This is a genomic window from Nocardia terpenica (assembly GCF_013186535.1).
GTDB classification, from domain to species: Bacteria; Actinomycetota; Actinomycetes; order Mycobacteriales; family Mycobacteriaceae; genus Nocardia; species Nocardia terpenica.
Genome location: NZ_JABMCZ010000004.1, coordinates 120,195 through 134,639 on the forward strand (window position 1 = coordinate 120,195; position 14,445 = coordinate 134,639).

Annotated in this window: 13 protein-coding genes; 5 read left to right on the forward strand and 8 right to left on the reverse strand. The window is 69.4% G+C overall.

Going from position 1 to position 14,445, the window contains the following annotated elements:
* Positions 1-373 precede the first annotated feature (373 nt).
* The 3 genes from HPY32_RS33365 to HPY32_RS33375 all read right to left on the reverse strand — a co-directional run bounded on the left by HPY32_RS33365 (position 374) and on the right by HPY32_RS33375 (position 2,876).
* Positions 374-1,654, reverse strand: coding sequence for a PucR family transcriptional regulator (locus tag HPY32_RS33365; RefSeq protein WP_067590029.1), 1,281 nt, complete (start codon positions 1,652-1,654; stop codon positions 374-376).
* Between the two features lie 135 nt (positions 1,655-1,789).
* Positions 1,790-2,011, reverse strand: coding sequence for a hypothetical protein (locus HPY32_RS33370; RefSeq protein WP_067590027.1), 222 nt, complete (start codon positions 2,009-2,011; stop codon positions 1,790-1,792).
* 208 nt (positions 2,012-2,219) lie between these two features.
* Positions 2,220-2,876: an SDR family oxidoreductase gene (locus HPY32_RS33375; protein ID WP_067590024.1), complete on the reverse strand. Its 657-nt coding sequence runs from the start codon at positions 2,874-2,876 to the stop codon at positions 2,220-2,222.
* 189 nt (positions 2,877-3,065) lie between these two features.
* Between HPY32_RS33375 and HPY32_RS33380 the strand changes: the two genes are divergently transcribed.
* On the forward strand, positions 3,066-4,454 hold the full coding sequence (locus HPY32_RS33380) for a lipase family protein (protein ID WP_067590020.1): 1,389 nt from the start codon (positions 3,066-3,068) through the stop codon (positions 4,452-4,454).
* Positions 4,455-5,369: 915 nt separating this feature from the next.
* Entirely contained in the window at positions 5,370-6,755 is a 1,386-nt protein-coding gene (locus tag HPY32_RS33385; RefSeq protein ID WP_231951706.1) for an ABC1 kinase family protein, read from the forward strand.
* Here the strand turns inward: HPY32_RS33385 and HPY32_RS33390 are convergent, their stop codons facing one another.
* Both HPY32_RS33390 and HPY32_RS33395 read right to left on the reverse strand, forming a co-directional pair.
* Positions 6,756-7,427, reverse strand: a complete 672-nt coding sequence (locus tag HPY32_RS33390; protein ID WP_067595975.1) for a hypothetical protein — start codon at positions 7,425-7,427, stop codon at positions 6,756-6,758.
* Positions 7,428-7,528: 101 nt separating this feature from the next.
* The gene (locus HPY32_RS33395) at positions 7,529-8,650 is read right to left on the reverse strand and encodes an acyl-CoA dehydrogenase family protein (RefSeq protein WP_067590017.1); all 1,122 of its coding nucleotides are present in this window, start codon (positions 8,648-8,650) and stop codon (positions 7,529-7,531) included.
* Positions 8,651-8,736: 86 nt separating this feature from the next.
* Here HPY32_RS33395 and HPY32_RS33400 point away from each other — a divergent pair, with 86 nt between their 5' ends.
* The gene (locus HPY32_RS33400) at positions 8,737-9,300 is read left to right on the forward strand and encodes a hypothetical protein (RefSeq protein ID WP_171983193.1); all 564 of its coding nucleotides are present in this window, start codon (positions 8,737-8,739) and stop codon (positions 9,298-9,300) included.
* Between the two features lie 668 nt (positions 9,301-9,968).
* Here the strand turns inward: HPY32_RS33400 and HPY32_RS33405 are convergent.
* Genes HPY32_RS33405 through HPY32_RS33415 form a run of 3 tightly spaced genes read right to left on the reverse strand, consistent with a single transcriptional unit; the run spans position 9,969 to position 12,027 of the window.
* The gene (locus tag HPY32_RS33405; protein WP_067590011.1) at positions 9,969-10,970 is read right to left on the reverse strand and encodes an AraC family transcriptional regulator; all 1,002 of its coding nucleotides are present in this window, start codon (positions 10,968-10,970) and stop codon (positions 9,969-9,971) included.
* 35 nt (positions 10,971-11,005) lie between these two features.
* On the reverse strand, positions 11,006-11,155 hold the full coding sequence (locus tag HPY32_RS33410; RefSeq protein WP_156674535.1) for a hypothetical protein: 150 nt from the start codon (positions 11,153-11,155) through the stop codon (positions 11,006-11,008).
* The gene (locus tag HPY32_RS33415; protein ID WP_067590008.1) at positions 11,152-12,027 is read right to left on the reverse strand and encodes a hypothetical protein; all 876 of its coding nucleotides are present in this window, start codon (positions 12,025-12,027) and stop codon (positions 11,152-11,154) included. The genes HPY32_RS33410 and HPY32_RS33415 overlap by 4 nt, the downstream gene beginning before the upstream one ends.
* A gap of 102 nt (positions 12,028-12,129) precedes the next feature.
* On the opposite strand from HPY32_RS33415, the gene HPY32_RS33420 reads away from it, so the two are divergent.
* Positions 12,130-13,140 (forward strand): zinc-binding alcohol dehydrogenase family protein, encoded by a 1,011-nt coding sequence (locus tag HPY32_RS33420; RefSeq protein WP_067595974.1) that lies wholly within the window; start codon positions 12,130-12,132, stop codon positions 13,138-13,140.
* 115 nt (positions 13,141-13,255) lie between these two features.
* Positions 13,256-14,170 carry an expansin EXLX1 family cellulose-binding protein gene (locus tag HPY32_RS33425; RefSeq protein ID WP_067590005.1) on the forward strand — a complete coding sequence of 305 codons (915 nt, stop codon included), beginning with the start codon at positions 13,256-13,258 and terminating at the stop codon, positions 14,168-14,170.
* Positions 14,171-14,445: the final 275 nt, after the last annotated feature.

Genomic DNA, 14,445 nt, shown 5'->3' on the forward strand with positions numbered 1-14,445 from the left:
ATAATGCTATGACAACGCTCAGATCTGTCCGGTGGGCGCGCCGCCGTGGGCGATCGGCTCTAGGGTGTGTGCATGCAGCGCGGCCCGCGTTGCCGGTGACCACCGACGTTCTCCGCTACTCCTCCCATCGTGCGCCCGCCGGGGCCGGACAACCCGCCAACTGTCATCACCCGGTGAGCGTATGCCGCCCCCGCGAGTCCGTGGCGGGCAGGAACCCGAGACCCCTCCTGCCCCGCCCCCAACTCGGCTCCCGGCGGCGGCGCGCCCACCGGACGGAACCTGTCACCGTCCGGTGGGCGCCATCTCTTCCCGGTGCCCTCGGTCTCTCCCCGGTGCGCCGATCTGGGAGTCGGGATTCCGGCTCGCGCGCAGGTCAATTCGTTCGGTACGTCCTGGCCACCAGGGCTGAGCGCAGGTACCATAGGCCGCTTGCCTGGGTGGGGTCGAAGCCGGTGAGCTGGCCGATTCGCTTGAGGCGGTAGTCGACGGTGTTGGTGTGTACGTGCAGCAGTCGCGCGGTGCGCTGGCGGTTGAGGTTGTGCGCGATATGGGTTTGCAGCGTGGCCAGCAGTTCGGGGTGCTCGTCCAGCGGATCCAGCAGGGAGCCGAGATATTCGCGGCCGGGCCCGGGCCGGGTGAGCTGGTACTCCAGGGCGAGATCGTCGAATCGGTACATGCCGGGCACCGATTGCAGCCGGGTCACCATGTCCAGCAGGTCGTGTGCCTGGTCGGCGGCGGCCGGGATGTCGGCGGTGTCGGTGGCGACGACGGTCGCGGTGATCGGCACCCGGGCCGCGTGCGACAGCTGCGCGGCGAGCTCGTCGAGACCGGTCTCCCCGGATTCGGCGCCATCCGGGTCGTCGCCGGGGATGAGCAGGGTGCCGCCGTCCACGCTGAGCAGCGACAGCACGGTGTCGCCGCAGCGGGTCGCCAGCTCCGCCTGCACCCGGCGCAGTTTGCGGCGGGCCACCACCTTGGCGTCCAGCATCGGATCGGATTCCTCCGGATGCGGCGGAATCGACAGTGCCAGTACGCGATACCGCTCGGCGATCTCGATGCCGCACTCGCGGGCCATGGTCGAGGTGGGGTGCCCGCCCAGCAGCGCGGAGGTCAGGGTGTGCACCGCGGTGTGGTGCTCGCTCACCACCGCCCGTAGCTCGCGCACGTACGCCTGCGAGACCGCGGCGGTCATGGTGTCGAGCATCTCGACCACGAGTTTCGCGCCGCCGATGAGGCTTTCGTAGTCGGCCAGGCTGACCGTGAGCACGGTGTCGGCCCCGCCGCCGCGGTACTTGTCGGCGGCGCTGGTCACCACCAACTCGAGGCCGATCTTGAAGCCCTCGTGGATGGCATGGTGGATGGTGTCGATCGGCACGCCCTCGCGGGCCCACTGCGCGGCGGCGCTCTCGAGGCGTTCGGCCTTCTCGGGGATGTCCTTACCGTCGAGCATGCTGACCGCGAGCTCGAGGCAGGTGCGGGTAATGGTGGTGACGTCGCCGTGGATGGCGTCGCCGGGCAGGGTGCCGCAGGGGGCGACGTTTTCCACGAAGTGGCCCACCATCTGCCGCGACAGGGCCCACACGTCCTGCAGCGGCGAGGACATCGGCCGCCCCGACACCGTGAGACCCGAGCGGGCCGAACTGTCGACGGTCATCGCCGACTCCTTCCGCCGTCGAACCGCTGTGCGGCGGCTACGCTAACCGGCGCCGGGGGCCGGGCGATCGGTTTCGCGGGAATCTGTGCGCAGACAGCAGACGGGAGCCAGCGGGGTTGTGAACACTCACAGCGGTCAATGCCAGAGGCTGCGGCACGGCAGCGGCCGTAGACCGGGCCGCACCTCGGCGTCCACGGTGACCGCGAGCCCGGAGCCGACCGCCGCGTCCTCGAATTCCTGTGCCTCGGCGCGGGTCGCGGCGTATTCGAGAACCAGCCGGTCACCGGGGCCGGGGCCGTCGAAGTAGACGGTGATCCGCCGGGTGGGTGGCTCCGGGACCCAGTCGCGACTGTCCATGGCCGTGCTCCTTCACATCCGACGCCGCGACCGCTCAGCGCGGCCGCGACGCCCGAACCGACGGTACGTTCGTCACGGCAGCCGGACCAGTGTTATCGGTGGAATTCGTCGTGTAGCACAGGTGTCGCACGGCGGAACTTGTGATTTCTCAGGACATTTCGAACGGACTACCGGGTTCGTATGCTGCGCCGATCCATCCGGCGCCGGATCAGCGAACGGCGGCGACGGCCGCGGCGATCGGCGTCTCGCCGGAGATCAGTTCCAGCGTCTTGCCGACGGTGGATGTGGCCGAAAGGATTTCGGCGATCACCGCGGCGACGTCGGCGCGCGGGACGGAACCGTAGGAGCCGGGCGGTTCGGCCAGGGCGACCCGGCCGGTGCCGAGGTCGTCGGTGAGGCGGCCCGGGCGCAGGATGGTCCACTCCAGGTCGCGGGCGCGCAGATCGTCCTCCGCCTGGGTCTTGGCGTCGATGTAGGCCGCCCACACCGCGTCGGTGCCCGCGGCGGGCGGTTTGCCCGCACCCATGGTGGAGATCTGGGCGAAGCGCCGCACCCCGCTGCGCTGCGCCGCGTCGGCCAGCGTCACCGAACCGTCGCGATCGACGGTGTATTTGCGTTCCGCGGTGCTGCCCGGGCCCGCGCCCGCCGCGAAGACCACGGCATCCGCGCCGCCCAGCACGGCCGCCACATCGACCGGCCCCGAGCGCTCGAGATCCAGCAGCACCGGTTTCGCCCCGGCTGCCTCGATATCGGCGGCGTGATCCGGGTTCCGGATGATGCTCGCCACCTCGTCCCCCCGGCTGGTGAGCACAGTCGCCAGCAGTAACGCGATCTTGCCGTGTCCGCCCGCAATGACGATCCGCATGCGCCGATCCTACCGATAGGTCTGCCTCCCACCGACTCCGGCCGCATTCGCGAGGGACGAGAAATGCAAACTTCACGGTCTCAATCACTTCCAGACGGTAATCTCTTATCCACTCGGCGTAGCGGGCCCGCGGTCTCGGAGCGGTCTCGTTCGTCGTACGCCGGGACGAGCTCACAGTGGGGGTGAGTCATGAGGGGATGGTTTGCCCTCGTCACCGTGATGCTGCTCGCCTGCGTGCCCCTGGCGGGCGCCGCGAGCGCGCAGCCACCGAATCTGCCTGCGCCGCCGTCGATTCCGCTGCCGCCCAGCCTGGACCTGCCGGGGCTGCAGCAGTGGATCGACGCCGTGATCCCGCCGCCCCCGATCGCGCCGCCGCCCGTTCCGGTGGAGGCCCCGTCGTCGCGCGTGCCCGCGGATCTGGCGCGGCTGCAGGCGGCGGTGGGCCCCGCGGCGATCCACGATCCGCTGTTCGACGCCTGGCCCGCGGATCTGGCCGAGCACGCGCCCGGCGACATTCTCCAGTCCCGGGACGTGACCGCCGTCGCCGCGCCGATCCTGCTGGCGCCGGTGCGGCAGGTGCTGCAGTTGAAATTCCGGACCACCGACGCGCCCGGCGCGCCCTCGTATGCGACCGCGTCGCTGGTGATTCCGGCGACCCCGTGGACCGGGGACGGGTCGCGGCCGGTGCTGGTGAACAATCTGCCCATCGACGCCCTCGGCCGCGACTGCACGCCGGGATACACTCTGGCGCACGGCATCAACGTCAGCACCAGCAGCAGCGACTACATTCCGCCGACCACGCAGCTGGCGGTGCTGCGCGGGTACGCGGTGCTGATCCCCGATCACGAGGGACCGCGAATGGCCTACGCGGAACCGTATGTCGCGGGGCATGCCGTGCTCGACGCCGTGCGCGCGGTGCGGGCGCTGCCGTCGGGGGAGTTCACCGCGAGTCGCTATGCGCTGCACGGATATTCCGGTGGCGCCATCGCCACCCGCGGCGCGGTCGCGCTGATCGACTCCTACGCACCGGAATTGGCGTCGGTGATCGCGGGCGCCGCGCTCGGCGGCGTGCCCGCGGATTACGAGATCCTGGCGCACAGCATGAACGCCAACCTCGCCTCCGGGGTCTTCCTCGCCGCCACCTTCGGCGTCGGCCGGGAGCGGCCCGAAATCCTGGCCCGGATGAACAATCTCGCGCGCTGGGCCGCGATCTCGCCGCTGAAGGACACCTGCGCGGGCGTCTTCGCCCTCCCCGGCGTCCTCATGCTGCCCATCGACCTGGCCGCCGACATCCCCGACCCCCTGCACAGCGACCTCGCCGCCGATATCTACCGAATCACCCGCATGCCGGGCATGAAATCGGCGGTGCCCCTGTACATCTACAACGGCGAGCAGGAATTCTGGGTCCCCGCCGAGGGCGCCCGCAACCTCTTCCACGACCAGTGCGCAATGGGCGTCCCCGCCGTCTACCGCAGCGTGCCGGGGGAGCATTTCATCGCCGCGGTGGCCGGTTACCCGGATGCGATGACCTGGGTGGACCAGCGGCTACAGGGCATACCGGCACCAAACGAATGTTGATGCCGCACTTCGTCATCGACGCATCCACTGGGTCCCGGCTGTCGGTGTGCCCACTTGGTCCGGCCGTCGGTACCTCCACCTGATTCCGGCATGCTTTTGGCCGGAATCCATTGCGACACGGTAGATCCCGGCCAAAAGCGCGCCGGGATCAAAGTGTAGAGCGCGTCGGGATCAAAGGTGGGGGCGGGCCGGGAACAAAGGTGGAGAGTGCGCTGGGGGTCGAAGGTGGGGAGTGTGTCGGGGTCGAAGGTGGGGAGTGTGCCGGGGACGAAGGTGGGGAGTGTGCCGGGGACGAAGGTGGGGAGTGTGCCGGGGACGAAGGTGGGGAGCGTGCCGGGGACAAAGCTGGGAAGCGTGCCAGGAACAAAAGGTGGGGGTGCGTCGGGATCAAAGGTGGGGAGCGCGTCGGGAACAAAGGTGGAGAATTCGCCCCGGGGCACTTTCGCAGCCGCATTCGGTCGAACCGTGACATATCGGAAAACCCTCGGTGCTGCTGATCACGGCACCGCGCTGGATGGCATCGACTACACCATGCGTGGGCATCTGCTATGACGAGATCACCACGTCCTACGCTCTGACTTCCCGGGGTCGATCCGGGCGCGACACCACTCTGAAAGGACGGCTATCCAGCCCGGCATCCTGATCAGGTGTGTACCGTCAACCCTCGGTACCGGCCGACGCCCGCAGGCTCCGATCAGGGCAGGCGTGTCGCGGGAGCCTATCGGGTGACCCCGTGAGATAGTCGTACACTTTGCGACGTATACCTTCGGGTACGGCCGGACGGGGGAGTACGGCGATAATTCGGACATGGGCGTTTCGAACGATACGAACCGAGGCGGTCGGAGCGGTGCAAACACTGTGGGCAGAGATTCGAACGAGCGGCGACGAGTGCGGCGTGACCGTGGGTGATGCGCGGTGACGGCGGCGGCGGTGGATGCCGAGACCACGACCGAACGCGCGGTGCTGCGGCCCGCGCTGGAGAAGTTCGGCCTCGCGGAGATGCGGCGCACGGTGGTGATCGGCACCGTCCTGGGCGGCAGCGTGGCGCGTCGGACGCTGCGCGGCGGGCTGCGCCGGGCCAAGCGCCGTCGCGCGATGGCCGACGGCATGGTCGACGGCTTCGAGGTGCTGGGCCCGATGTTCGTCAAACTGGGCCAGCTGATCGCCTCCTCCCCGGGCGCGTTCCCGCGTGAACTGGCCGACGCCTGCCTGCGCTGCCTCGACGATGTGCCGCCGTTCCCGGCCGTCGACGCCCGCGCCATCGTCGAGGCCGACCTCGGCCGGCCGATCGCCGAGCTGTTCCGCGAATTCGACGACGAACCGCTGTCGGCGGCCTCGGTGGCGCAGGTGCACGCCTGCGTGCTCGCCGACGGACGCCCGGCCGTGGTCAAGGTGCAGCGGCCCGATATCGCGCGCCGCATGATCGTCGACCTGCGCGCGGCGTTCCGGCTGGCGGGCCTGCTCGAAAAGCGTTCGGAGAACGCACGCGTCGCCAATGCCGAGGGCGTGGTGCGCGACCTGTACGAGACCACGGTCGCCGAGCTGGACTTCCGCAACGAGGCCGACAATCAGACCCGCGCCCGCACCAACCTGCGGGCCTTCGGCGACAATGCCAGCGTCGTTGTGCCGGAGGTGTACTGGGACTACTCCGGGCCGCGGGTGCTGTGCATGGAACGCATGCGCGGCCTGCCGCTGGACCGCTTCGACGACATCCGCGCCGTGCACCCGGACCCGGAGCTGCTGATCCGGCGGCTGGTCAAGGCGTGGGTGGAAAGCGTTGTGGTGCACGGCCTGTTCCACGGCGACGTGCACGCGGGCAATCTGTGGCTGCTCGAGGACGGCCGCGCCGCCATGCTCGACTTCGGCATCGTCGGCAAGATGACCCCGCAGTGGCGGGATTTCGTGCGGGCGCTGTTCCACGCCAGCGCCCTCGACGGCGATTTCCGTCCCGTGGCCCGCGCGCTGCGCGAATTGGATCTGGTCGCAGGCGATTCCGGCGACGACGCCACCGTCGGGCGGCAGTTGGCCACCGCGCTGGCGCCGGTGCTGTCGGGCAAGCTGGCCCAGCTGGACATGGGGAAGGTCGCCGCCCGGCTCGTCGAATTCGGCAAGCGCCGCGGCGCTTCCGGCCCGGAGCAGCTGATTCTGATGGGCAAGCAGCTCGGCTACTTCGAACGCTACGCCGTCGCGCTGGCCCCCGGCTGGCGGCTCGGGCAGGACCTGTACCTGTTCCGGAACGTCTTCCCGGACGAGGTCCGCGCCAAGGCCGCCGCCGAGGGCGTCGAGCTCCCGGCCGACTGATCAGTCCACGAATTCGCGGTCGCCGTAACGGATCGTGCCGGGGTCCCAGTTCGCGCCGAGCCCGGTGAGGAACCGCCGGGTCAGGTCGAGATCGGCCAGATCCGCGACCAGGATCAGGGTGTGGTTCTCGGTGACCGAGCCGCCGCCCAGCCGGGTGCGGGCCTCGGGGTCGGCGACCAGGGCGTCGTGGAAACGGGTGATATCCACGCCCGGCACCTCGACGACGAACGCGTTGCGGGCGGGATCGCCGGCGGGGCGGGGTTCGAAGGTGAGCACCGACTCCTGGTGGTACCGCACCCGCACCTGATCGGCCACCCGGCGCAGCTCGGTGGAGTCCGCGCAGGCCAGCCGGAAGTCGCGGGACGCCTCATAGGTGGCCACTTTCTGTGTGTCCGACCAGAACACGCCGCTGACGAGGGTCGACCCGACCGGCAGCGTGTAGTCGCTCAGCTCGATCCGGTCCACGTCCAGCTCGAATCCCTCCAGCCGGTCGTGCACGCGCGGATCGTTCGGGTCGGTGATGGTGGCCGTGCTGTCGGTGGCAAATAGCTCGGCCGTGGGCCGGAATGGGTTTGCGGGGGAGCAGGATTGCGGCCCGGCGTGGGCGGAGCCCGCCCCCGCCACCAGCCCGGCCGCCAGGCCCACCACCGCCAGCGCTCCCCGCACGCGCATTCCGATCACACCCAACCTCCCTCTTCTCGGATCCGACCGGTTCATGAGAACACGAGGGCGGGGGTGCGCGTCGGCGAACGCGGGATCGCCGACTTCCCTTGTTACAGACTGCGTCCGATGATCAGCTTCATGATCTCGTTGGTGCCGCCGTAGATCTTCTGGATGCGCGCGTCGGTGTAGGCCCGCGAGATCGGGTATTCGGCCATGTAGCCGTAGCCGCCGAACAATTGCAGGCAGTCGTCGGCGACCTTGCACTGCTGTTCGGTCAGCCACCACTTCGATTTGGCGGCGGTCGGGATATCCAGTTCGCCGCGTAGGTGTTTGGCGACGCAGTCGTCCAGGAACGCCCACGCCACCGATTTGACGGTGTCGCATTCGGCGAGCACGAACTGGGTGTTCTGGAACTGGAATATCGGTTTGCCGAACGCCTCCCGCTCCTTGGTGTAGGCGACGGTCATCTCCACGGTCTTCTCGATCGCCGCCGCCGCGGTGACGCCGAGGATCAGCCGCTCCTGCGGGAGCTGCTGCATGAGTTGGATGAAGCCCTGGCCCTCCACGGCGCCGAGCAGGTTTGCCCTCGGCACCCGCACCTCGTCGAAGAACAGCTCGCAGGTGTCCTGGCCGTGCTGGCCGACCTTCTCCAGATTGCGGCCGCGCCGGAACCCGTCCCGGTCGGTCTCCACCGCGATCAGCGAAACGCTCTGCGCGCCTTTGCCTTCGGAGGTCTTGGCGGCCACGATCACCAGGTCGCTCAGCAGGCCGTTGGAGATGAAGGTCTTCGCGCCGCTGATCACGTACTCGTCGCCCTCGGTGACCGCGCGGGTGCGGATGCTCTGCAGATCCGAGCCGGTGCCCGGTTCGGTCATGGCGATGGCGCCGACGATCTCGCCGCTGGCCATCCTCGGCAGCCAGGCGCGCTTCTGCTCCTCGGTGCCGTAGGCGAGGATGTAGTGCGCGACGATGGTCGAGTGCACCGGATTGCCCAGGCTCGGCGCCATGGCCCGGGTCTGCTCGATGGTCACCACGGCCTCGTGCGCGAAGGTGCCGCCGCCCCCGCCGTACTGCTCGGGGATACTCAGGCACAGCAGCCCGACCTCACCCGCCTTGTTCCAGACCTCGCGATCCACGTGCTGCTGGCGGCCCCAGCGCTCCTCGTTGGGCGCGCATTCCTTCTCGAAGAACTGGCGGGCCAGCTCCGCGAGCGCGTCCAGATCCTCGTCCATCCATGGTGAGCGATGCAGGCCCACGTCGTACTCCTCACGTTCACACAGCGCTGCCCCGACCGTAGGGCTCACAGTCATGATCGACAATGACCGCCCTGCTCGACCTGTTGACAATTCCGCTCGCGGACCCGCGTTTTGCGATCTGCTCGAGCGCAACCGGCCCGCGCACCTTCGGCAGCCCCGAGAATCGGCACATGAAACTCCTGGTCGCCGGTGTAGCCGCCGGAATCGCCCTGCTGGGATCCGCCACCGCGCACGCCGCGCCCCTAACCCCGGACTACACCCAGCAACCCAACGGCGAGGGCGCCGACCCCGCCGAAAACATCACCCCCGCATGGACCCCCGTCCAGGTCCCCGCCCCCGCCGTAACCTCCACCCCCACAACCACCACCGTCATCGCCCACCCATACCTGTCCCCCTGGGTCCACGCCCTGATCCCGTTCCCCCCGAACCAAGCACTGGACCTCCGCGGCGCGGCCCAACTGACACTCCCCACCACCCCCCACACCCTCGTCGTAAACCCCAACGGCCACTGCCGGTTCGGCGCCCCCCACACGAATCCCACGGCCCTGCAACCAACTTCCCTGACCCCAGTCCGGGTCGATACACCGAACTTCCAGCTCGTAATCGAGCCAACGCTGTACCGCTGACAGGATGCTTACTCCAGTTGGCGACCCCCGCGCGCTTTTGGCCGGAGTCTTGCGAGGTCCCGGCCAAAAGCGTGCCGGGACCAGTGGTGGAGTGTGCCGGGGCCTGGTGGTGGAGTGTGCCGGGGCCTGGTGGTGGAGTGTGCCGGGGCCTGGTGGTGGAGTGTGCCGGGGCCTGGTGGTGGAGTGTGCCGGGGCCTGGTGGTGGAGTGTGCCGGGGCCTGGTGGTGGAGTGTGCCGGGGCCTGGTGGTGGAGTGTGCCGGGATCTGGTGGTGGAGCATTCCCGGATCGGGGCGGTGGCTGTTGGGAGCGGGTGGTGGTTGGGGCGGGGAGCGAACCCGGTCAGGGGCGGTAGGAGCCCGGTGGGCTGCCGGTCCAGCGGCGGAAGGCTTGCTCCACTTGGACTCCGGCGTGCTTTTGGCCGGAGTCTTGCGAGGTCCCGGCCAAAAGCACGCCGGGACCTGGTGGTGGAGCATGCCGGGCCTAGTGGTGGTGGGCGTCGGGCCTAGTGGTGGTGGGCGTCGGGCCTAGTGGTGGTGGGCGTCGGGATCTGGTGGTGGAGGGCGCTGGGGCCTAGCGATGGAGCATGCCGGGGCTCGTTGGTGGAGCATTCCCGGACGGGGCGAGGACTGTTGGAGCGGGTGGTGGTTGGAGCGGGGAGCGAACCCGGTCAGGGGCGGTAGGAGCCCGGTGGGCTGCCGGTCCAGCGGCGGAAGGCTCGGGAGAAGGAGCTGGGTTCGGAGAAGCCGAGGCGGCGGGAGAGGGCGGCGACGGTTTCGTCGCCGCGGACGAGGCTGGCGATCGCGGCGTCGCGGAGGATCTGTTCGCGGATCTCGCGGGGCGAGGTGTGTTCCTCGCGCAGCCGTCGGCGCAGGGTCGGCGGGCTCATGGCGAGTTCGGCGGCGATGGCGTCCACGCCGGGCCAGTCGCCGTGCAGGCCGCGGGCGAGGATGCGGCGCACCTGCGCGGTCACCGAGACCGCGTAGTCGGGCGGGCCGAGGACCGCCGACGGCGCATTGCTGAGGAAGGCGAGCAGATCGTCCTCGTCGCGCAGCAGCGGCGTGTCGAGCACCGCCGCATCGAAGACCAGCGCGGGCGCCGCGGCCGAAAATCGCACGGGCGCACCGAAGATGAGATCGTAGTCGTCGAGATCCGAAGGCGGATAGGGCATCTCGACCCGACGCAGCCGAATCGGCGCGCCCGCCGCCCAGCCGAGGAAACGGTGCGCGGTCATCAGCATGGTGTCGACGATCAGCCCGACCGGCTGGCGAATCTCGCCGATATCGAACACCACCCGCGCCTCGTCCCCGACCACGTGCAGCGTCACCGGCGGAAACCCGGGCAGCGACGTCCGGAACCCGCTGAACCGCCGGATCGCCGCCCCCACGGTCGACGCGCTCAGCAGCGCGAAGCACACCAGCCGAAAAGTGCCGCGCGGCATGGGCTGCAGCCCCAGCCCGAACAACTCGTCATCGGTGCTCCGCCACAGCCACTGCACCATCCGCACCGCCTGCTCGACGGTCACCCGCGACCGCCCCCGCGCCAACAGCGCGGGCGAAATACCGGCCTCCGCCAACATCGCCGCGGTATCCCACCCACGCCGCCCGGCCAGATCCACAATGGCCCGCACCCGCTGAATCGGCAGCGTGAACGCGGCAACGGTCTGGGGCACGATGCGACCGTATCAACGGCACGCCTCTCGAGCGCTCACGCCACGAGTTCGTCGGCAGTCGCCACCGTGACGGCCCGCCGTATCCAGCGGTCGAGGGTCCGGGGGTCGGTGCAGGTCTCGATGCGCTCGCGAACGTCGTCGGGCACGGTGATATCTCGTGCTTCGAGGAGGAATTCCGCGCTCACGCGCGATCCGCGAACAGTTCGGTGATGCTGGTTGCCGTCGCCGCTTGCCTTGTCCAGCGGTCGAGCACCGTATCATCCGTGCAGGTTGTGATGCGCTCGCGCGCTTCGTCGGGCACGGCGATGCCCCGGGCGTCGAGGATGTTCAGGATGGCCGAGGCTTTACCTTCGACGCGACCTTCCGCGCGTACCCGCTGGCAGGTTTCCGAGCGGAAGAACGACAGGTCCACGGTCATCAGTTTCCTCCAGATGTCTGCGGCGGGGCTCTTGCCCAGGGCCATTTCGGTCAGTACTTGGAAGATCGAGGAGTCTTCCTCGTCCTCGACGGTCTGTAGCGCGGCGGCCAGCGCATTCAGTATGTCACCGATGTAGGGCCGTTTCGCGTGTGTGATGGCGGAGAGGGTGGCGAGGGGGATGTCGTCGCGGGCGGTTTCGGCGTCGGTGATCGCCGGGACGTTGTGGGGGCCGAAGACGAGTGGGCGGACGGTCAGGCTCGGCCAGTACGGGCTGCCGATGATCAGTTCGCCACCGGCCCACATGGCGGTGGTCCGGTCCTGGCAGACGACCAGAAGGATCGGGGGCAGTTTGTATTTGGCGTACAAGTGGGCCAGGTAGTAGGCCCATGCCCCGGGTTTGTCGAGATCGTCGCGGCCCTGCGCCTCGACCAGAAGGAGGAACGCACCCTCCTCAGTCGCGATGCGCAGTAAGGTATCGACCCGGCGCTCCACCGGTTCGATCTCGGTGAGATCGGTGGGCACGAGCGTTACCTCGATGGGGTCCGGCAGGGGTAGATCCAGGGCGCGGAACGCGCGCGCGAAGACACCGGGATCGTGCCGGAAGATCTGGTGCATCGCCTCGTGAGGGGAGCTGATCATGGCGCCGAGAATAGCTCGAGAGTCGAATGTATGTTCGAATAATCCGGAGCTACGCTCGAATCAGGAAGGGGAGGTCGGATGAGTGCGACGGGTGTGCCCTCGATGTCGGCGTGGACGGTGGCCCGACCAGGCCCGATCGACGGTGAGCCGATGGTCCGGGTGCATGTCCGTATTCCGGAACCGGGCACGGGGGAACTGCTGGTGCGCGTGCTCGCCTGCGGCGTGTGCCGCACGGATCTGCATGTGGCGGAGGGAGATCTGCCGGTGCACCGCCCGGGCGTCGTCCCCGGGCACGAGGTGGTCGGGGAGGTGGTGGCGCTCGGCCCCGGCGCGGGCGCGGAGTTCTCGCCCGGCGATCGGGTCGGCATCGCCTGGCTGCGCTACACCTGCGGCCGGTGCCGGTACTGCCTGCGCGGCGCGGAGAACCTCTGCCCGAACTCCCGCTACACCGGCTGGGACGCCGACGGCGGTTATGCCGAATTCGCCACCGTCCCGGCCGATTACGCCCATCCGGTGCCGGACGGCTACTCCGATGCCGAACTCGCGCCGCTGCTGTGCGCGGGCATCATCGGTTACCGCGCACTCGAGCGGGCGGCGCTGCCGAGGGGCGGGCGGCTGGGCATCTACGGTTTCGGCGGCAGCGCCCACCTGGCCGCCCAGGTGGCCCTCGCGCGCGGCGCGGAGGTGCACGTGATGACGCGCGATCCGCAGGCGCAGCGGCTGGCACTGGAACTCGGCGCGGCCTCGGCCCAGGGCGCGGCCGACCCACCGCCGGTCGAACTGGACGCCGCCATCCTGTTCGCTCCCGTCGGTGACCTGGTGCTGCCCGCCTTGGCGGCGCTCGACCGCGGCGGCGTGCTGTCCATTGCGGGCATCCACCTCAGCGATATCCCGGCCCTGAACTACCAGCGACATCTGTTCCAGGAGCGGGAGATTCGCTCGGTCACCGCCAATACCCGTGCCGATGCCCGCGAATTCCTGGCGTTCGCCGCCGAGCACCGGCTCGAGGTGACCGTGCACCCGTATCCGCTGCACGCCGCGGACCACGCGCTGTCGGATTTGGCACACGGAAAGTTTGCGGGTGCCGCCGTTCTGATCCCCAACGCTGCCTGACACGCCGTAGACACGCCGAGTTTCGCAGTATGAGTTCGCGATTCGAGGCCGGTCGGCCGGTTCCTGCTGCTTTGCTGTGAGGGCAATGGCATGAGGCGAACCGGAGGCGGAGCCGATGCATCGAGTAACACAGCAGCAACACATCCGCGCCGCGCGCCCGTGGCTGGCGGCGGCGCTACTGGGCGCCGCCGTGGTGACCGCGGTGCTCTGGGCGATGCGCCCGCACGCCGCCGCGTGCCGGACCGCCTCGACCGCCGTGCGCTCGGCCCCCGCCTCGGCCCCGGCGCTCGCGAGCCCGACCACCGTCCCGAACCCGCTGGCGCCGAACCAGATTCCGGGCGGCGAACAGCGCGACGCCCCCGAGGCGGCGCAGGCCCGCTACTACGCCTTCGCCCCGACCGTGTCGTGCTCGTTCCCGAATCTGCCCCTGGACGGCTATTACGTCGGCGTGCCCACCGGTGAGTTCGCGGGCGGCGCCGAGTGCGGCAGTTTCGTGGATCTGGAGGGCCCGCTCGGCGCGGTGCGCGCCGAGATCGTCGACCGCTGCCCCGGCTGCGGCCCGCATCAGTACGACCTGAGCACCGCCGCCTACAACCGGATCGCCGACCCCCGTGCGGGCGTCGCCGAGATCCGGCTGATTCGCATCCACAATCCGGACCCCGCGCCGGAGCTGACCTTCCGCGTCCAGAACGGCTCCTCCGCGAGCTGGATCGGCCTGCTGTTCGCCGACACCGGAAACGCATTGAGCCGGGTGGAGATTCGCCCCGACAGCGGCGGCCCCGGCCACACCCTCTCCCGCGGCCCCGACAACTACTGGCGCATCTCCGGCGCGGGCCCCGGCCCCTTCACCGCCCTGCTCACCGACACCGACGGCCACCAGGCGGAGGTCCCCGGCATCACCGTCACCCCGGGACAGATACAGCACACCGACATCCAGCTGTACCGCCCACCACCACCGATCCAGCCCACCACCGCCCCACCCCCGGTCACCACTGTCCCGCCCGCAGTGTCGACCGCCCCCTGCGCCTGATCCTTCCCGCCTGCCGCTGTGGCATCATTTGGTGAAACGCGTTCCAATTTCGTGATGCGGCGAGAGGTAGGCGATGGCGACACCGGACCCGATCCCGGCCAAAAGCACGCCGGGAACAGAGAGTACGACGCGTGACTCTATGCCGGGAACAGGGAGTACGACGCGTGACTCTATGCCGGGGTCAGGGAATACGACGCGTGACTCTATGCCGGGGTCGGAGAGTGCGACGCGTGACTTCACGCCGAGACCGCTGGATGCGGTTCGTGGCTTCGTGC